The organism is Stenotrophomonas sp. Steno-C17, from assembly GCF_056393165.1.
This window is the reverse complement of record NZ_JBWJPD010000019.1, coordinates 20,567-39,007: the sequence shown is the minus strand read 5'-3', so window position 1 is coordinate 39,007 and position 18,441 is coordinate 20,567. Positions and strand designations below refer to the sequence as shown.

The 18,441-nt window shown below is 68.6% G+C and carries 13 protein-coding genes; 6 read left to right on the top strand and 7 right to left on the bottom strand.

Annotation, left to right across the window (positions count from 1 at the left end; translation table 11 throughout):
* Positions 1-51: 51 nt before the first annotated feature.
* Both AC06FA_RS15955 and AC06FA_RS15950 read right to left on the bottom strand, forming a co-directional pair.
* Positions 52-3,213 (bottom strand): efflux RND transporter permease subunit, encoded by a 3,162-nt coding sequence (locus AC06FA_RS15955; protein ID WP_478069162.1) that lies wholly within the window; start codon positions 3,211-3,213, stop codon positions 52-54.
* 3 nt (positions 3,214-3,216) lie between these two features.
* Positions 3,217-4,338 carry an efflux RND transporter periplasmic adaptor subunit gene (locus AC06FA_RS15950; protein ID WP_478069161.1) on the bottom strand — a complete coding sequence of 374 codons (1,122 nt, stop codon included), beginning with the start codon at positions 4,336-4,338 and terminating at the stop codon, positions 3,217-3,219.
* A gap of 121 nt (positions 4,339-4,459) precedes the next feature.
* On the opposite strand from AC06FA_RS15950, the gene AC06FA_RS15945 reads away from it, so the two are divergent.
* The 3 genes from AC06FA_RS15945 to AC06FA_RS15935 all read left to right on the top strand — a co-directional run bounded on the left by AC06FA_RS15945 (position 4,460) and on the right by AC06FA_RS15935 (position 7,300).
* Positions 4,460-5,137 (top strand): TetR/AcrR family transcriptional regulator, encoded by a 678-nt coding sequence (locus AC06FA_RS15945; RefSeq protein ID WP_478069160.1) that lies wholly within the window; start codon positions 4,460-4,462, stop codon positions 5,135-5,137.
* Between the two features lie 140 nt (positions 5,138-5,277).
* Entirely contained in the window at positions 5,278-5,925 is a 648-nt protein-coding gene (locus AC06FA_RS15940; RefSeq protein WP_312707331.1) for a protein-L-isoaspartate O-methyltransferase family protein, read from the top strand.
* A gap of 16 nt (positions 5,926-5,941) precedes the next feature.
* Positions 5,942-7,300 carry a TolC family outer membrane protein gene (locus AC06FA_RS15935; protein ID WP_478069159.1) on the top strand — a complete coding sequence of 453 codons (1,359 nt, stop codon included), beginning with the start codon at positions 5,942-5,944 and terminating at the stop codon, positions 7,298-7,300.
* Between the two features lie 90 nt (positions 7,301-7,390).
* Here the strand turns inward: AC06FA_RS15935 and AC06FA_RS15930 are convergent, their stop codons facing one another.
* Positions 7,391-8,602, bottom strand: coding sequence for an amino acid transporter (locus AC06FA_RS15930; RefSeq protein WP_478069158.1), 1,212 nt, complete (start codon positions 8,600-8,602; stop codon positions 7,391-7,393).
* 204 nt (positions 8,603-8,806) lie between these two features.
* On the bottom strand, positions 8,807-10,105 hold the full coding sequence (gene waaA, locus AC06FA_RS15925) for a lipid IV(A) 3-deoxy-D-manno-octulosonic acid transferase (protein WP_478069157.1): 1,299 nt from the start codon (positions 10,103-10,105) through the stop codon (positions 8,807-8,809).
* A gap of 60 nt (positions 10,106-10,165) precedes the next feature.
* Between waaA and AC06FA_RS15920 the strand changes: the two genes are divergently transcribed.
* Positions 10,166-11,083 (top strand): LpxL/LpxP family Kdo(2)-lipid IV(A) lauroyl/palmitoleoyl acyltransferase, encoded by a 918-nt coding sequence (locus AC06FA_RS15920; protein ID WP_478069156.1) that lies wholly within the window; start codon positions 10,166-10,168, stop codon positions 11,081-11,083.
* 73 nt (positions 11,084-11,156) lie between these two features.
* Here AC06FA_RS15920 and AC06FA_RS15915 read toward each other — a convergent pair whose 3' ends face one another.
* From AC06FA_RS15915 to AC06FA_RS15905, 3 genes are read right to left on the bottom strand one after another with little or no spacing between them, the layout of a single operon-like run.
* Positions 11,157-12,488 (bottom strand): O-antigen ligase family protein, encoded by a 1,332-nt coding sequence (locus AC06FA_RS15915; protein WP_478069155.1) that lies wholly within the window; start codon positions 12,486-12,488, stop codon positions 11,157-11,159.
* A complete protein-coding gene (locus AC06FA_RS15910; RefSeq protein ID WP_478069154.1) occupies positions 12,469-13,584 on the bottom strand; it encodes a glycosyltransferase in 1,116 nt (371 codons plus the stop codon). The genes AC06FA_RS15915 and AC06FA_RS15910 overlap by 20 nt, the downstream gene beginning before the upstream one ends.
* 15 nt (positions 13,585-13,599) lie before the next feature.
* Complete coding sequence (locus AC06FA_RS15905; protein WP_108750589.1) at positions 13,600-13,797, bottom strand: zinc-finger domain-containing protein; 198 nt, start codon at positions 13,795-13,797, stop codon at positions 13,600-13,602.
* A 393-nt stretch (positions 13,798-14,190) separates the two neighbouring features.
* Here AC06FA_RS15905 and AC06FA_RS15900 point away from each other — a divergent pair, with 393 nt between their 5' ends.
* Positions 14,191-17,535 (top strand): GH92 family glycosyl hydrolase, encoded by a 3,345-nt coding sequence (locus AC06FA_RS15900; RefSeq protein WP_478069153.1) that lies wholly within the window; start codon positions 14,191-14,193, stop codon positions 17,533-17,535.
* Positions 17,536-17,539: 4 nt separating this feature from the next.
* Positions 17,540-18,274 carry a basic secretory protein-like protein gene (locus AC06FA_RS15895; RefSeq protein ID WP_478069152.1) on the top strand — a complete coding sequence of 245 codons (735 nt, stop codon included), beginning with the start codon at positions 17,540-17,542 and terminating at the stop codon, positions 18,272-18,274.
* Positions 18,275-18,441 lie beyond the last annotated feature (167 nt).

Below are 18,441 nucleotides of genomic sequence, written 5' to 3'. Positions count from 1 at the left end.
TGCCAACCAAGGTTGGCACCTACCCGTGCAGATGGCTACAAACCCGGGGCGTTATGCCCCGGATTCGTCCGGCTTTACCCGGAACCAGGCGGCGTACAGCGCCGGCAGGAACACCAGGGTCAATACCGTGCCGACGATCAGGCCGCCCATGATCGAGATCGCCATCGAGCCGTAGAACGCGCTGCGCGACAGCGGAATCATCGCCAGCACCGCGGCCAGCGCGGTCAGCACGATCGGGCGGAAGCGGCGCACGGTCGCGTCGATGATCGCGTGCCAGCGATCATGCCCGGCGTCGATGTCCTGCTGGATCTGGTCGATCAGGATCACCGAGTTGCGCATGATCATGCCGGCCAGCGCGATCGTGCCCAGCAAGGCCACGAAACCGAACGGCGCGCGGAACAGCAGCAGGAACAGGGTGGCGCCGATGATGCCCAGCGGTGCGGTGACCAGCACCATCGCCGCGCGCGAGAAGCTGCGCAGCTGCAACATCAGCAGGGTGGCCACCACGATCAGGAACAGCGGCATGCCGGCCTTGATCGAATCCTGGCCGCGTGTGGAATCCTCCACCGAGCCACCGGTTTCCAGCAGGTAACCACTGGGCAGTCCGGCACGGATGTCGTCCAGGGTCGGCACGATCTGCTGCACCACATCGAGCGCCTGCATGCCATCGCTGATGTCGGCGCGCACGGTGACGGTCGGCAGGCGGTTGCGGTGCCAGATGATGCCGTCCTCGAAGGCATACTCCAGACGCGCGACCTGGGACAGGGTGACCGCCGTGCCGCCGCTGGTCGGAATGGCCAGGCTGCCCAGCAGGTCCAACTGCGCGCGCTCGTTGTCCGGCCCGCGCAGCAGCATCTCGATCTGGCGGTTGCCTTCACGGTAGGTGCTCACGCTCATGCCCGACAGCGAGCTACTGAGGAACTGGCTCACCTGCGCACTGCTTACCCCCAGCGCACGTGCACGGTCCTGGTCGATCACCAGCCGCACCACCTTGCTCGGCTCGCTCCAGTCCAGGTTCACGTTCATCACGTGCGGGTTCTGCCGCACCTTGGCTTCGACCTGGCGCGCGATGGCCTGCACCTGGGCGATGTGTTCGCCCGATACGCGCATCTGCACCGGGTAGCCGACCGGCGGGCCATTCTCCAGGCGCGTCACGCGCATCTGCACGTCCGGGAACTGCTGGATCACATCCTTCAGCATCCAGTCGCGGGTGCTCTCGCGGGCCTTGGCATCGTCGGTGAGCACTACGAACTGGGCGAAGTTGGTGGCCGGCAACTGCTGGTCCAGTGGCAGGTAGAAGCGCGGCGAACCGGCGCCCACGTAGGCCACGTAGTTGCTGATGCCAGCGCGGCCCTTCAGCAGCTTCTCCAGCTTGTCGGCCTGGGCCTGGGTGGCGGCCAGTGAAGCGCCTTCGGCCAGTTCGATGTCCACCATCAACTCAGGACGGGTGGAATCGGGGAAGAACTGCTGCGGCACGAAGCGGAACAGCAGCAGCGAGCCGACGAACAGCGCGAGGGTCGCGGCGATCACCCACCAGCGATGGCGCAGGCAGCGGTCGAGGAAGCCACGGAAACGCGTGTAGAAGCGGCCCTGGTACGGATCATGGTCGTGGCCGTGCTGTCTGGGCACGATCCAGCGCGCCAACGCCGGGTAGCGGTCGGCCCATTGCAGGCGGCGCGCATGCCAGCGCGCGGCCAGGGTTCCGGGTTTGGGCGGCTGCGGATTGAACAGGTCCGGCAGCATCTTGTCACCCAGGTACGGGATGAACAGCACTGCCGCAATCCACGACACCACCAGCGCGATGGTCACCACCTGGAACAGCGAGCGGGTGTATTCACCGGTACTGGACGCCGCCGTGGCGATCGGCAGGAAGCCGGCGGCGGTGATCAACGTACCGGTCAGCATCGGGAACGCGGTCGATTCCCAGGCGAAGCTGGCCGCGCGCAGGCGGTCGTAGCCCTGCTCCATCTTGGTGGCCATCATTTCCACCGCGATGATCGCATCGTCCACCAGCAGGCCCAGCGCCAGCACCAGCGCGCCCAGCGAGATCTTGTGCAGGCCAATATCGAAGTAGTGCATGACGAAGAAGGTCATCGCCAGCACCAGCGGGATGGTCACGCCCACCACCAGGCCGGTGCGCAGGCCCAGCGAGAAGAAGCTGACCAGCAGCACGATCACCACCGCCTCGGTCAGCACCTGCACGAACTCGCCCACCGACTCTTCCACCGCATGCGGCTGGTCGGAGACCTTGCGCAGCTGCATGCCCGCCGGCAGGGTTTTCTGCAGGCGCTCGAACTCGGCATCCAGGGTGGCCCCCAGCTTCAGGATGTCACCGCCGTCCTTCATCGCCACCGCCAGGCCGATCGCATCCTGGCCCATGAAGCGCATCTTCGGCGACGCCGGATCGGCAAAGCCGCGCTTGATCTCGGCAATGTCGCCCAGGTGCACGGTGCGCTCGCCGGCCTGGATCGGGAAGCGGCGGATGTCTTCGATCGAATCGAACTGCCCGGTCACGCGCAGCTGCACGCGGTCGCTCGGGGTCTCGAAGAAACTGGTGGCCGTCACCGCGTTCTGGTCAGCCAACGCCTGCTGCACCTGCTGCAGCGACACACCCAGCGTGGCCAGCTTGGTGTTGGACAATTCGATCCAGACCTTCTCGTCCTGCAGGCCGACCAGGTCGATCTTGCCCACGTCGGGCACGCGCTGCAGTTCCAGCTGGATGCGGTCGGCGTAGTCGCGCATCACGGCGTAGTCGAAGCCTTCGCCGGTCAATGCGTAGATATTGCCGAAGGTGTCGCCGAATTCATCGTTGTAGAACGGCCCGACGATCTCGCGCGGCAGCGTGGCACGGATATCGCCCACGCGCTTGCGCACCTGGTACCAGAGGTCGGGAATCTGCTTGGAACGCAGGCTGTCGCGGGCCATGAAGATCACCTGCGATTCGCCCTGGCGCGAGTACGAGCGGATGAACTCGTATTCGCCGGTGTTCATCAGCGCCTTCTCGATCGGCTCGGTCACCTGCCGCGACACCTGTTCGGCGGTGGCGCCCGGCCACATCGTGCGTATCACCATCGCCTTGAAGGTGAACGGTGGATCTTCGGACTGGCCCAGGTGCTTGTACGACCACGCGCCGATGATCGCGAAGGCCAGCATGGCGAACAGCACCAGCGGGCGGTTGCCCAGCGCCCACTCGGAAAGGTTGAAGCGGCGCATGGCTCAGTGTTCCTTGGCAGCGGTCGCGGTCGGCGCCAGCACCGGGCGGTTCTGACGATCGACCGGGGTCACCACCTGGCCTTCGCGCAGCAGGTGACCGCCCGCGGCCACGACCCAGTCGCTGGGGCCCACGCCGGACAGTACCGGCACCGCCTGCGCACCGTAGGCGCCTACCGTTACCTGCATTGCCTTCAGTGCACCGGTGGCCGGGTTGACCACCCAGACGCTGGCCTGGCCATCGGCGCCGCGCTGCACCGCAGCCAGCGGCAACTGCAGCCTGCCGCTGCGGCCTGCGGTGGCGAACACCCGTGCGCTCTGGCCCAGTTCCACCTCGCTCAGCGCTTCCGGCGCCAGGCTGACGCGGGTGGCATAGGTGCGTGCCTGCGCATCGGCCGCCGGGGCGATCTCACGCAGGGTGCCGGGCAGCATCTGGCCCGGGCGGTTCCACAGTTCCACCTGCACCGCCTGGCCCACTTGGTAATCGCGGATCGAGCTTTCCGGCAGCGCGATCAGCACTTCGCGGCCGCCATCGGCGGCCAGGGTGAACACCGTCTGCCCGGCACTGACCACCTGCCCGGCTTCGGCCTGGCGGCTGGCGATCACGCCGTCAGCCGGTGCCCGCAGCTGCGCGTACTCGGCCTGGTTGCGGGCCACGGCCAGGTTGGCCCGTGCGGCATTGGCCTGGCCCTGCGCGGCCTTGAACGCCGCGGTCTGCTGGTCCAGCGCCGAACGACTGACCAGCTGGTCTTCGGCCAGCTTGGCGTAGCGCTTCTGGTCATCGCGGGCGCGCACCAGATCGGCTTCGGCCGCCGCCAGTTGCGCCTGCGATGCCGCCGCCTGCGAGGCGTAGTCGGCCACGTCCAGTTCGGCCAGCAACTGGCCCTTCTTCACCCGTTGGCCGGCGTCCACGTGGCGCTTGACCAGGTTGCCGCCCACCCGGAACGACAGCGGGCTCTCCTGGCGCGCACGCACCTCGCCGGGATAGGCGGCCGCGGCCTGGCCGTCCTGGGTGAGCGGATGCACCACCAGCACCGGAATGGCCGGCGCCGGCTCGGCCGCCTGCTTGCCACACGCTGCCAGCACCACGGCCAGCGCACCTACGCCCAACCAACGCATGTTCTTCATGGCGATACGACCTGAAAGGAAATCCAGAAAACCGCGACGGCAACACTCTGTTACGCCACGGCCATTATTGAACCAGCCGGTATAGTATAAATATCGAACCGCGTGGTCTAGTATTACGGGAATGAATTCCCCCACCTCCCGCAAGCCGTCGGCCAAGCCTCCGGCGAAGGCTGCCGGGCCCGGGCGTCCGAAGGACCTGGGCAAGCGTGCCGCGATCCTGGAGGCCGCCAAAGTGCTGTTCATCGAACAGGGCTACAGCGGCGTCAGCATGGACAACATCGCGGCCCAGGCTGGCGTGTCGAAGCTGACCGTTTACAGCCATTTCGGCGACAAAGAGACCCTGTTCTCGCAGGCCGTGCAGTCCAAGTGCATCGAGATGCTGCCCGACGCGCTGTTCGTGGCTGACGCCGATGGCCCGCTGCGCGACCAGTTGCTGGGCATCGGCCATGCCTTCTTCGAGCTGATTACTTCCGACGCGGCGCTGTCGATCCAGCGGGTGATGATGGCCCCGGAAACCGACGCGCGCCTGCGCGAACTGTTCTGGCAGGCCGGTCCGCTGCGCACCTGCGAGGCGCTGGCCGAGTTCCTGCGCTCGCGCACGGCACGCGGCGAACTGGAGATCAGCGACTTTGCCCAGGCCGGCCAACAGTTCCTGACCCTGGTGAAGGGTGAGGTGCACATGCATATGATGTGCGGCATGCCATTGTCCCCGGCCGAGACCGACGCCACGACCCATGTGGCCGCCAGCGTCGATTTCTTCCTGCGCGCCTATGCTCCGCGAGGGGCTGGAAACCGCTGAACGCACCAACCTGAACGAACCGGAGGTCGCGATGACTTCCGGCACTGCGACCCCGGCCACCCGGCAGCTGATGCTCTGGGCGCGCCGCCGGCCTCCGGCACCGGTAAAATGGCCGGCCCACTGCGCTGGATTTGAACCTCATGACGATTGATTACGCCCACGCCCGCGAACTGATGGTGGAACAGCAGATCCGTCCCTGGGACGTGCTGGACATCAAGGTGCTCGACGTCCTGGCCCGCCTGCCGCGCGAGGCCTTTGTCGCCGACGCGCGCCGTGCCCTGGCCTACACCGATGTCGAACTGCCCATCGGCAACGGCCAGAAGATGATGAAGCCGGTGATCGAAGGCCGCACCCTGCAGGCGCTGGATCTGCAGCCGGGCGATGAAGTGCTGGAGATCGGTACCGGCAGCGGCTTCCTGGCCGCCTGCATCGGCGCGCTGGCGCGCGACGTGCTGAGCCTGGAAATCGACCCGGAACTGGCCGCCGCTGCGCGCGCGCGCCTGGACGCTTCCGGCCTGGGCACCAACGTGCGGGTGGAAGTGGCCGACGCCCTGACCTGGCAGACCGATCGCCGCTTCGACGTGATCTGTGTCACTGGCGCAGTGGACGTGGTGCCGTCACAGTTCGCCTCGTGGCTGCGTCCGGGTGGCCGCCTGTTCGTGATCCACGGCCGTTCGCCGGCCATGGAAGCGCTGCTGGTCAAGGCCGATGGCAGCACCGAATCGCTGTTCGAGACCGATATCGATTACCTGCGCGGTGCCGCCCCGGCACCCCAGTTCCACCTCTGAGTCCAAGGAAGCCGCAATGATCCGCCGATCCCTCGCTGTTGCGCTGGCCACTGCCCTGCTGCCGTTGTCTGCCCATGCCGCCGACCTGCTGCAGGTCTACGAAATGGCGCGCAACGGCGACCCGCAGCTGGCCGCTGCCGAATCGACCCGGCTGTACGACAAGGAAGGCGCCGTGCAGGCACGCGCCGCCCTGCTGCCGCAGATCAACGGCACGGCCGCGTTGAACCGCACGCGCAGCGAAGCCAATGCCGACGCCAACTCCGGCTCGGTGATGAGCAAGCGCCGCAGCTACACGGTCGATGGCAGCCAGACGCTGTTCAACTGGACCCAGATCAGCAACCTGCGTTCGCAGCGTGAGCTGAGCAAGGCGGCGGATTTCACCCTCGATTCGGCCAACGACAGCCTGATCGTGCGCACCTCGGCGGCCTACTTCAACGTGCTGGTGGCGATCGAATCGCTGACCGCCGCACAGACCAATGAAGCGGCCGCGAAGAAGCAGTTCGACTTCGCCGACAAGCGCCTGGAAGTGGGCCTGGCGCCGATCACCGACGTGCACGAAGCCCGCGCCCAGTACGACCAGGCGCGTGCCAACACCATCGTTGCGCAGAACACCCTGGCCGACAATTACCAGGCGCTGACCGAACTGACCGGCCAGCCGGTGGTGAACCTGCGCGGCCTGCCGGCCGATTTCCGTCCGGAAGTGCCGGCCAACCGCGGCAACATCGATGAACTGGTGACCCAGGCCAGCAGCCAGAACCCGGCGCTGAAGGCCCAGGAACTGAAGGTCAGCGCCGCCGAAGCCGGCGTTCAGGCGGCCCGTGGTGGCCACTACCCGACCCTGTCGCTGGGCGGCAGCTGGGGCAAGAGCGCAACCTGGGGTGACAGCACCGGTGCCGGTTCGCTGTCGCCCGATGCGCGCACCAACAGCATCGGCCTGACCCTGAACGTGCCGATCTTCTCCGGCGGCGCCACCCAGTCCGGTGTCCGCCAGGCGCTGGCCCAGCGTGACATCGCCCAGGACACCTACGAGCAGCAGAAGCGCGCCCTGGACCGCAACACCCGCAATGCCTACCAGACCCTGGTGCAGGGCATCAGCGAAGTGGAAGCTCGACGCCTGGCAGTGGTCTCCGCACAGAGCGCCTACGACGCTTCGCAGGTCGGCCTGGAAGTGGGCACCCGCACGGTGCTGGACGTGATCCAGAACCAGCGCATCCTGTTCTCGGCGCAGCTGGACTACGCCCAGGCCCGCTACACCTTCCTGCAGAACCGCCTGCTGCTGAGCCAGTCGCTGGGTTCGCTGGATGTGGCCGAGCTGCAGGACGTCAACCGCCTGCTGACCCAGGACGCGGGCACCCCGGCCACCACCACGCGCTGATTCCGCACGTTGCTGGCGGTACAGAAGAACCACCCGCAAGGGTGGTTTTTTTGTGCGGCAATGGCGCTGCCAGGCCGGCAGCGCGCGCGCTCACAGCAGCCGCTGCAGCAGCGGCAGCAGGCACAGCGCGGTGGCCAGGGGCGCGCGTACCCGGGCCCCGCCGGACTGCCGCACCTGCCCCGCACACACCGCCGCAAGTACAAGCAATGACACCGGCCCCGGCAGGCCGGGCAGCACGCCCTCGGGCAGCCACACCGCCAGCAGGGCCGCCAGCACCGCCAGCGACGCCACCACCGTCGCGCGCTGCAGCCCCGGGCGCTGCAGCCCTGCGGGGCAGCGTTGCGTGCACAGGGTGACCGCCAGCAACAGCAGCACCAGCTGCAGGGCCGCCAGGCCTGCGGCGCCGGCCGCCGGCAGCAGCGGCAGCAACCACTGCAGCGGTGCGATGCCCTGCAGGGCCACCGACAGCGGGCGGGTGCTGGCCAATGCCGGGAACGCCACCAGGCCGGACTGCAGCGCCGCCAGCACCATCAGCCACAGCATGGCCGCCGGCACGGCGATGCCGACCGCCAGCACCAGTTGCCGCCGCGGCCGCCACGCCAGCGAGGCCATGGCCAGCACCAGGCCCGCGCTGGCGAACACCGCCAGCAGCGGCACACTGGCGGCCAGCACCCCGCCCAGGCCGAACCGATACGGCGCCACGGCATGGGGCAGCCAGGGAATCCAGTGGGCGTAATGCACGTGGCGCGCGGCCAGCAGCACCAACAGCGCGCCAATGCCGAACTTCAGCGTGAGCAGGGCGCACGCCAGCAGCACCGCGCGACGCGGCCGCAGCAGGGCCATCGCCGCCGTGGCCAATACCAGCACCGCCGCCGCGATCTGCACCGGCAGCCATTGCCGCGGCTCGACGCCCACCACCGCGGCGGCCGCGTAGAGATGGCGCGCACCGGCCTGCGCTGCGCCCGCCACCGTGGCCACCAGTTCCAGCAGCAGCGCCAGCAGCAGCAGGTCCGCCACGCGCAGGCCCCACGCCGTGCGCAGCAGATCGTGCAGTGCGACTCCCTCGGGCGCCGCACGCAGGGCATCGCGCAGGCTGCACAGCACCAGCCACGCCCCCAGCGCGGCCAGCAGCAGGCTGAGCACGATGGCCGGCCCCGCCTGTGCCGCGGTGTGCTGGCCGACCAGCGCAATCACACTGCCGCCTGCCAGAAGCGTGAGCGCCAGCACCAGGACATGGTCGGTACCCAGTACACCGCCGGTTCGCACGGCGCCGCGCGCGACACCCCTGCAATCGCCGTTCATTGAAAGCTTCCTTGATGCCGACCAAGCGTGGTCGACAGCAGGCTGGCAGCGGCAACGGCCCGGCGGTATCGGGAAAAGGCACGCGTGTGCCGGCCTGTGATCAGAGACACGTCCACAGCGGCCAGCGCAGGCCAACTACGACATCGGCGCAGCCATCAAGCAAGCTTGATTCGGTCGTTCGCGACAGAGCGCCGCAATCGAGGGTCAGTCGCGCGGCGGCGGCAGGTGCGGTTCCACCAGTGCCACGGTGCGCTGCAGGGCGCCACGACCGTTGCTGACCAGGGTGCAGCCGGCATGCGCCATGTCCTCGCGCGCCTGCGCGTCCTGCAGCAGGTGCTGCAGGTGGTCGCCCACCGCCTGTACGTCGTCGCCGATCAGCAGCGCACCGGCCTCGCGCATGCGCCGGGAGATTTCCGCGAAATTGTGCAGGTGCGGACCGGTGACCGCGGCCGTGCCCAGCGCCGCCGGTTCCAGCAGGTTGTGCCCCCCGATGGCCTGCAGGCTGCCGCCGACGAAGGCCACCTGCGCACAGCCATAGAACGGCATCAGTTCGCCCAGGGTGTCGATCACGAACACATCGGTATCGGCCGCCGGCCAGCGCTGTGCGCGGCGGGTGGCCACGCGCCAGCCCTGTTCGCGGGCCAGCGCTTCCACCTTCGGAAAACGCTCTGGGTGGCGCGGTGCCCACAGCAGCAGCAGATCCGGGTGCTGCTGGCGCAGCCGCCGGTGCAGGTCGATCACCGCCTGCTCTTCGCCCTCGTGGGTGCTGGCCGCAATCCACACCGGACGGGTGCCCGGCACGCTCTGATGGAACTGCGTGATGAACGGCTGCACTTCGGGAATGGCGATGTCGAACTTCAGATTGCCCAGCGCCTGCACCTGTTCCGGCGCGGCGCCCAACTGCACGAAGCGCGCGGCATCGTCCTGCGACTGCGCGGCCACGCAGGTGACCGTGCGCAGGGCACGGCGGATCAGCGCGGCCAGCACGCGGTACCCCCGCAGCGACCGCGCCGACAGGCGGGCGTTGAGGATGTAGACCGGAATACGGCGGTCGCGGCAGCCGAACAGCATGTTGGGCCACAGCTCGGTTTCCAGGATCAGCGCCAGGCTGGGCTGGAAATGGCCGAGGAAGCGATTGACGCTGCCCGGCACGTCATACGGCAGGTAGACGTGATCCAGCGCATCGCCCCACAGCGCACGCACGCGCTCGGAACCGGTGGGGGTGATGGTGGTGATGACCCAGCGGATGTCCGGGCGCTGCTTGCGCAGGGCGTTCACCAGCGGTGCGGCCGCGTTCACTTCGCCCACCGACACCGCGTGCAGCCAGACCCGCGGCTGGCCGGTCGGCTGCGGGTAGGACGCATAGCGTTCATCCCAGCGCCGGAAGTATTCGCGGACCCGGAAGCCCCGCCACACCAGGTGGTACACGGTGATCGGCAGCAGGATGTAGAGCACGGCCGAGTACAGGCCGCGCAGGATCCATTCGACAGGGTCTTTACGCATGCGGCAAGGATACGGGACGCCCCCGGGAAAGACACGCGGCGGGGTTGGTAGAATGGCCGCATGTCCGATGCCTCCACCGCCGTCCGCCCCTCCCTGGCCGATCCCCGCAACTGGCCGATGTTCGCGGCGATGTTCGCTGCCTTCGGCATCGCCCGCCTGCCCTGGATGCTGCAGCGCGCGCTGGGGCGCGGGGTCGGCTGGATCACCTGGCGCCTGCTGGGCAGCCGCCGCCGCGCCGCCGAGGTCAACCTGAAGCTGTGCTTCCCCGAAAAGGACGAGGCCTGGCGCAACCGCCTGGTGCGCGACAGCTTCGACGCGCTGGGCGTGGGCATCTTCGAATGCGCGCGTTCCTGGTGGGGCAGCATCGACAGCATCCGCCCGCAGGTGCAGATCGAGGGTCTGGAACACCTGAAGCAGATGCAGGCCGAGGGCCGTGGCGTGCTGCTGGTGTCGGGCCACTTCATGACGCTGGAGATGTGCGGGCGCCTGCTGTGCGACCACGTCGACCTGTCGGGCATGTACCGCAAGCACAAGAACCCGGTGTACGAGTGGGCGGTGAAGTTCGGCCGGCTGCGCTATGCCAAGGCGATGTACGCCAACGAGGACATCCGCGCGACCGTGCGCCACCTGAAGAAGGGCGGCTTCCTGTGGTATGCCCCCGACCAGGACATGCGCGGCAAGGACACCGTGTTCGTGCCGTTCTTCGGCCATACCGCGGCCACGATCACCGCCACCCACCAGCTGGCACGCATGACCGGCTGCGCGGTCATTCCCTACTTCCACCGCCGTGAAGGCGGGAAGTATTTCCTGAAGATCGGCGCACCGCTGGACAACTTCCCCAGCGAAGACGTGGAAGCCGATACCACGCGGGTGAACCAGGCCATCGAACAGATGGTGCGCGAAGCACCGGACCAGTACCTGTGGATCCACCGGCGTTTCAAGCGCCAGCCTGGCGGCCGCAGCGATTTTTACAAGTAGATCCACGCCATGCGTGGATGATGTCCGGTCGCGCCCGTCACCGCGCCATCCACGCATGGCGTGGTTGGAACCATCACACCGCGTTGCGCGCCTCGTCCGGTTCGCGTGCCAGCAGCGTGCCGACGAACAGCGCGGCCAGCAGCACGGTGACCCCGCCCCAGAAGGTGGAGTAGAACGCCAGGTGGGTGTTCAACGGGAACACGGTGACGGCCAGCGCCAGCATGGCCGGTCGCGCGCGCTCACGCGCATCGGCCGGGGCGAAGCGCCACGCGCGCCAGGCCTGGGCCACGGCCGCCAGCCATAGCAGCAGGCCCAGCACACCGGTTTCGGCGAGGATTTCCAGCACGATCTGGTGGGCGTGCAGCGCAGGTTCGTTGCCCCACACCGCCGCGTCCTGCTCATGCACGCAGCCAGGATACGCATCGCGGAAGCCACGCGCGCCAACGCCATTGATCGGATGTTCTTCGATCATGCACACCGCCGCCGACCAGATGCGCGCGCGGCCGGACAGGGCCTGGTCCATGCCGTCGTCGGCACCGTCCCAGGCCATGGCAGTGCGCGCCACGCGCTCACGCAGCTGCGGCACGCTGGCGGTCAGCGCGGCGGCCGCCAGCAGGCCGGCCAGCGACAGCAGCAACAGGCGCTTCCACCCGAACTGGCGCAGACCGCTGTACAGCAGCACCAGGCCGAAGGTGATCCAGGACGCGCGCGAACCGGCCAGCAGCAGCACACCGCCCAGCGCGGCGGCACCCAGCAGCCAGCCCGCATGACCGAAGCGGCGCGCCAGCGGCAGCAGCAGGAAGGGCGACAGACTGGCCAGCACTTGGCCAAACTTCAGGTTGCACGGCCCCAGCGCGCCACTGAGGCGGTCGGCCAGCACGATCTCATCGGCCGGGCACAGACCATGCCCGCTGACTGCCTGCTTGAGCTGGTCCAGCGACCAGAACCACGGGCTGCTGCCGGCCAGTGCCTGCACCAGCGCGTCCAGGGTCCACAGGCCGGTGATGATCGCCAGCCCGCCCAGCGTCAGCCGGCGCCGCTGCGGCGTGGCCACGGCGATCGCCACCAGCCACATGAAGGGCAGATAGCGCAGGCCGGCGGCGGTCTTGGTCCAGGCGGCGGAGGGATCGATGGCATCGAACGCGGAAAATGCCTGCGGCAGCCAGTAGCCCAGGAACAGGATCGAGGTCAGCGCCCAGGCGGCGGGACTGAGCAGGTGCGGCCGATGCTGCAGCCGGCGCAGCACCATGCGCGCGGCGGCGTACAGCGCGCCCAGGCCCAGCACGGTTTCGGCGATGCCCGGCAAGGGCCACAGGGCCACATAGGCCAGCACCCACCAGGGCGCCCAGCGCCCGGCGCGATCATCGCGCAGGGCCGGGTTGGGGTCAGCCGGCAAGGTCGGCATAGAGGCGAAGGGTGTCGCGCTGCATGGCCTGCAGGGTAAACGGGATCCGCCCCGGCAACGACGGCGGTTGCGCCAGCAGGGCCAGCGCGCGTTCACGCAGGGCCTGCGCATCGCCCAGCGGCACTGCGCCCGACGGCTGCAGCTGCTGCAGCAGTTCGCCCACGCCGCCGTGGTTCCAGCCCAGCACCGGGCGGCCGACCGACAGGGCCTCGACCACCGTCCGGCCGAAGGCCTCGGGTTTGTCCGACAGCTGCAGCACCAGATCGCTGGCCGCGTAGGCCTGGGCGATGCGCGCAGTCGGTACGTCGATATGCACGGCCGCGGCGATGCCCAGTGCAGCCGCCTGCGCGCGCAGACCGGCCACGTAGGTTTCGCGGCCCGGCTCGTCGGTGCCCAGCATCCACAACTGCGCCGGCACACCGGCCGCATGCAGGTCGGCCAGCAGCTGCAGCGCGTGGGCGTGGCCCTTCAGCCGCGTGCCCCGGCCCGGCAGCAGCAGCACCGGACCTTCAGCCTGCGCCAGCCAGGGGTAATCCGCCGCCAGTGCCAGGCGCGGGCGACGATCGGCACGCGCCACGCGCGGGAACTGGCCCACGTCAACGCCGCGCGGAATCACCTGCAGCTGCGCGTCGGGCACGGTCGGGTAATGCGTGCGCACATAGTCGCGCACGGTATTGGACACGCAGATCACGCGTTCGCCGCTGGTCATCACCGCGCTGTAGCGGCTGGGCGAATTCAGGCCGTGAACGGTGGTGACCCAGTGCGGACGCTGCGCGGCCGGCAGCGCGCGGATCGCCGACAGGCCCAGCCACGCCGGCAGCCGCGAACGCGCGTGCACGATATCGGCACCCAGTTCGGCGAACAGGCGGCGCAGGGTCGGAATGTGGCGCAGGGTCAGCAGCGATTTGCGGCCGATATCCAGCGTCAGGTGCTCGGCGCCGCTGTCCAGCAACGGCTGCACCAGGCGCCCGCCGGCCGAGACCACCAGCGCACGATGGCCAGCAGCCACCAGCGCGGCGGCGATTTCAAGGGTGGAACGCTCGACGCCGCCGGAGTGCAGCGCCGGCAGCAACTGCACCACGGTCAATCGGCGCATCGAACGGCAGCCCGATCAGTCGGCCAGCACGAAGGTGGAGCCGCAGTACGGGCACTGCGCTTCACCGTTGGGCTCGTCTTCGATCGGCAGGTACACGCGCGGGTGCGAGTTCCACAGCGCCATTTCCGGGGTCGGGCAGCTCAGCGGCAGGTCGGCGCGGTGCACGGTGTAGCGCTTTTCGGCGTTGGCGGGCGCAGTGGCGGTATGGCTCATGGCGGGTGTCGATGAACGGATTGCGAGGGCTGCGATTCTAGCATCTGGGCCGGGCCAGCATTGCGCTGCAACAGGCGGCCCGATGTATTCCGCGGATTGGCGCCCGTGGGCTGGCAGCGGCCAGGACGGATTTCTTCAATCGATCCAAGCAGTTCCGGGCATACCGCGTGCTGTAGCGGATTTCCCGCATTTGGATCGAACTAAATGGCACTTGTCAGGGTGCGTATGCGTGTTGCAGCATCGGGACCCTCACAACCTGACCCGATCGCACGGCCCGCCCCCCACCGGACCTGCATCGCTCCCACGCTGCCTGTTGGCGGCACGGGCGGTGCTGTCCTGGGTGTTCGCCGATGCGGGTCCTGCCAGCCGCCTGCCTTACCCGGGAGACCCTGCATGACCCTGACCGATCCGCGCCGCGCCCTGCTTCCCCTCGCCCTGGCCCTGGCCTGTGCGACCACCGCGACGCCGGCGCTGGCGCAGGGCCTGCAGACCTCCTTCGAGCCGGGCGAACCGGCACCGCTGAAGGCCGATGGCCCGCTGCAGGTGCAGATCGGCACCGGCCCGGCGGCCCCGTATGCGGCCAAGCGCAACGCCGGCTACAGCGGCCTGCATGCCCTTCACTACCGTGGCGATGGCGGCCGCGCAACGCGCGAACTGTTCACCACCGATGTGACCATTGCCGCCGACACCACGCTGTCGTGGCTGCTGCTGCCGGAGATCGTCGGCAGCGATACCGTGGCCTCGACCTACGTATCGCTGGATCTGCGCCTGGACGATGGCAGCCGGATCTCGGCCAGCACCGCGCGCGACCAGCATGGCGTTGCCCTGGGCGCGACCGCGCAGGGCGATTCGAAGACGCTGTACCCGCAGCAGTGGGCGCGCAAGGCGGTACGCCTGGGCGATGTACCGGGCCTGCGTGGCCGTCGCGTGGTGGCCATCGAACTGGCCGTGGCCAGCGCCGACGGCGCGCCGGTCTCGGGCTGGATCGACGATGTGCGCCTGGATGCGCAGCCGCGCAACGTGCCGCAACGCGTATCGGACTGGGTGCTGACCACCCGCGGCACCCAGGCCAACGGCACCTTCTCGCGTGGCAACAATTTCCCGGCCACGGCGGTGCCGCACGGCTTCAACTTCTGGACGCCGGTGACCGATGCCGGTGCACTGAACTGGCTGTACCGCTGGAGCGAGCAGAACGATGCGAAGAACCGGCCGCAGCTGCAGGCGCTGGCACTCAGCCATCAGCCCAGCCCGTGGATGGGCGACCGCCAGACCTTCCAGGTGATGCCGTCGGCCAGCCGGGGCGTGCCCGAGGCCGACCGCAGCAAGCGCGCCCTGTCCTTCGACCGCAGCAACGAATCGGCGCGCCCGTACCGCTACGACGTGCGCTTCGACAACGGCATCGCAGCATCCATCGCGCCCACCGACCATGCGGCCCTGTTCCAGTTTGAATTTCCGCAGGGCGGCGATGCCAACCTGCTGTTCGACAACGTCGATGCGCGCGGCGGCCTGACCCTGGATGCGGCCACGCAGACCCTGAGTGGCTACACCGACACCCGCAGCGGCCTGTCCAACGGCGCCACCCGCATGTACGTGGTGGCCCGTTTCGACCGGCCGTGGCGCAGCAGTGGCCGCATCGATACCGGCCGCCCCACCGGCTACATCAAGTTCGACACCGCGCAGGGCCGCACGGTGACGATGCGCATCGCCACCTCGCTGATTTCGCTGGAGCAGGCACGGCACAACCTGGCACTGGAAATCGCCGACGCTGACAGCCTGGCCAGCGTGGCCGGGCGCGCCCAGGACGCCTGGGATGCACGCCTGTCGCGCTTCGATATCGGCCAGGCCAGCGACGACGCCAAGACCACGCTGTATTCCAACCTCTATCGCCTGTACCTGTACCCCAATTCCGGGCACGAGAACGCCGGCACCGCCGCCGCGCCGGATTGGCGTTATGCCAGCCAGGCCAGCGCCGAAGACAACAATACCGATGGCAGCGCCAGCCGCACGTTCGCGCCGGTGCGCGACGGCAAGGTGTATGTGAACAACGGCTTCTGGGACACCTTCCGTACGACCTGGCCGGCCTATGCGCTGTTCACCCCGGACGATGCCGGGCAGCTGGTGCAGGGCTTCATCGAGCAGTACCGCGCCGGTGGCTGGATCGCACGCTGGTCGTCGCCGGGCTATGCGGACCTGATGGTCGGCACCAGTTCCGACGTCGCCTTCGCCGATGCCTGGCTGAAGGGCATCGGCGGTTTCGATCCGACCGAGGCTTATGCCGCCGCGTTGAAGAACGCGACCGTGGTACCGCCGGACCGCCACGTCGGCCGCAAGGGCATGGACCGGTCCACGTTCCGCGGCTATGCCAGCGCCGATGTGCACGAAGGCATGTCGTGGACGATGGAGGGCGCATTGAATGACTTCGGCCTTGCCAACATGGCCCAGGCACTGGCGACGAAGGCGACCACGCCGTCCGCGCGCGAGCGCTACCGCACTGAGGCCGAGTACTTCCGTTACCGTGCCGCCGGCTACGCCACGGTGTTCGACCCGGCCGTGGGCTTCTTCCAGGGCCGCAAGGCCGATGGCAGCTGGCGCGTGGACGCCAAGGACTATGACCCGCGCGTGTGGGGCCACGACTACACCGAATCCAATGGCTGGACCTTCGCCTTCACCGCCGCACACGATGGCGAGGGCCTGGCCGCGCTGTACGGTGGCCGCGCGCAGCTGGCCGCCAAGCTGGACACGTTCTTTGCCACCCCGGAAACCGCCGCGAAGGAGTTCGCGGGTTCCTACGGCGGCATCATCCACGAGATGACCGAAGCGCGTGACGTGCGCATGGGCATGTATGCGCACAGCAACCAGCCGGCGCACCACATTCCGTGGATGTACCTGTACGCCGGGCAGCCGTGGAAGACCCAGCAGCACGTGCGCGAGATCCTGTCGCGGCTGTACGTGGGCAGCGAGATCGGCCAGGGCTACCCCGGTGACGAGGACAACGGTGAAACCTCGGCGTGGTACCTGTTCGCGTCGCTGGGGCTGTACCCGCTGCGCATGGGCGCGCCGGAGTACGTGATCGGTTCGCCGGCGTTCGCCCATGCACGGGTGGAACTGCAGGGCGGCGCGGTGCTGACCGTGAATGCCGAAAACAATTCGCCGGAGAACGTGTACGTGCAGTCGCTGAAGATCAATGGCACGCCGTGGACGAAGACCTGGGTGCCGCACGCGCTCATCGCCCAGGGCGCGACCCTGGACTTCGTGATGGGCCCGCAGCCGTCGCGCTGGGGCAGCGGCGCCGACGATGTTCCGCCGTCGCTGACCGCCACGGGGCAGCGCCCGCAGCTGCTGCACGACCTGCTGGGCAACAGCGCGCGCGCGACACTGGCCGATGGCCGTGCCCTGCCCGCCTTGACCGATGACGATGCCGCCACGGTGGCGGCACTGGGCGCCGGTGCGACCATCGACCTGACCGGCGGTGCCGATGGCGTGCCGACGATGTACACGTTGACCAGCGGCGATGGCGCGATCCGTGGCGGCCAGTGGGTGCTGGAAGCCCGCAGCGGCAACGGACGCTGGCGGGTGCTGGACCAGCGCGACGGCGAAGACTTCACCTCGCCCCGGCAGACCCGCCCGTTCCGCATCGCCGCGCCGGCCCGCTATGGCCAGTACCGCCTGCGCGTGATCGGTCCCGGCCGCCTGCAGTTGGCCGAAATCGAACTGCTGGCACCAGCCACCGTACAATGACGCCATGCGCCTTCGTCTGATCTCCCTGCTGTTACTTGCCCTGGCCCTGCCCGGTGTCGGCCAGGCCCAGACCCAGGCCTTCGATGGCCAGGTCAGCCGTGATGGCGTGACCCTGTATTACCAGGACGCCAGCGGCGCGCTGCCTGCACCGGTACGCAAGCGCATCATCGACACCTTCTACTTCGCCTACCTGCGCGAACGGGCGGATTTCCGCCCGGCTGCGCCGAACGAAGTGCGCATCGTGATCGATCCGGCCTACAACGGCGTGGCCTATGTCGGTGACAAGGACAAGGCGAGCACGATCACCATCAATCCGGGCTGGCTGCTGAAGCATCCCGATGACATCGACCTGGTCACGCACGAGGCGATGCACATCGTGCAGGGCTACCCCAGCTACGGCGACAAGCGCGTGCCGGGCTGGCTGGTGGAAGGCATTGCCGATTACGCACGCGACCGCTACGGCATGAACAACACCGCCGCTGGCTGGGCACTGCCGGTGAAGGTGGAAAAGGGCCAGACCGTGGAAAGCGGCTACCGGGTGACCGGTGCATTCCTGAAGTGGGCCGAGGGTGAGCACCCGGGCCTGGTGCTGGCGCTGGACAAGGCGCTGCGCGACGGCCGCTACGTGCCCGCGCTGTGGCAGAAGCAAACCGGCAAGGCGTTGCCGGCGTTGTGGACGCAGTACGCCAAGCCGCGCAGCGACGCCCCGCCCGCACCGGCGCGCCGCGGCAAGCGCTGAGGGCTGTCGCCCTGCGGGATACCCCGCCCCGCAGATACATGCGGGGAACCTCGACGGGTAGAGTCGACTGTCAGTCGACTAACGCGCGCAGCGCGGGGTTCTTCCGGCACCATGCAAACAGCAGTCGGCTGGGTAGAGTCGACTGTCAGTCGACTTCCGCGCGCAGC

Bases quoted from the DNA above. Each gene is read 5' to 3' on its own strand.
- AC06FA_RS15955 (WP_478069162.1), bottom strand. From the start codon at position 3,213: ATGCGCCGCTTCAACCTTTCCGAGTGGGCGCTGGGCAACCGCCCGCTG.
- AC06FA_RS15950 (WP_478069161.1), bottom strand. From the start codon at position 4,338: ATGAAGAACATGCGTTGGTTGGGCGTAGGTGCGCTGGCCGTGGTGCTG.
- AC06FA_RS15945 (WP_478069160.1), top strand. From the start codon at position 4,460: ATGAATTCCCCCACCTCCCGCAAGCCGTCGGCCAAGCCTCCGGCGAAG.
- AC06FA_RS15940 (WP_312707331.1), top strand. From the start codon at position 5,278: ATGACGATTGATTACGCCCACGCCCGCGAACTGATGGTGGAACAGCAG.
- AC06FA_RS15935 (WP_478069159.1), top strand. From the start codon at position 5,942: ATGATCCGCCGATCCCTCGCTGTTGCGCTGGCCACTGCCCTGCTGCCG.
- AC06FA_RS15930 (WP_478069158.1), bottom strand. From the start codon at position 8,602: ATGAACGGCGATTGCAGGGGTGTCGCGCGCGGCGCCGTGCGAACCGGC.
- waaA (WP_478069157.1), bottom strand. From the start codon at position 10,105: ATGCGTAAAGACCCTGTCGAATGGATCCTGCGCGGCCTGTACTCGGCC.
- AC06FA_RS15920 (WP_478069156.1), top strand. From the start codon at position 10,166: ATGTCCGATGCCTCCACCGCCGTCCGCCCCTCCCTGGCCGATCCCCGC.
- AC06FA_RS15915 (WP_478069155.1), bottom strand. From the start codon at position 12,488: ATGCCGACCTTGCCGGCTGACCCCAACCCGGCCCTGCGCGATGATCGC.
- AC06FA_RS15910 (WP_478069154.1), bottom strand. From the start codon at position 13,584: ATGCGCCGATTGACCGTGGTGCAGTTGCTGCCGGCGCTGCACTCCGGC.
- AC06FA_RS15905 (WP_108750589.1), bottom strand. From the start codon at position 13,797: ATGAGCCATACCGCCACTGCGCCCGCCAACGCCGAAAAGCGCTACACC.
- AC06FA_RS15900 (WP_478069153.1), top strand. From the start codon at position 14,191: ATGACCCTGACCGATCCGCGCCGCGCCCTGCTTCCCCTCGCCCTGGCC.
- AC06FA_RS15895 (WP_478069152.1), top strand. From the start codon at position 17,540: ATGCGCCTTCGTCTGATCTCCCTGCTGTTACTTGCCCTGGCCCTGCCC.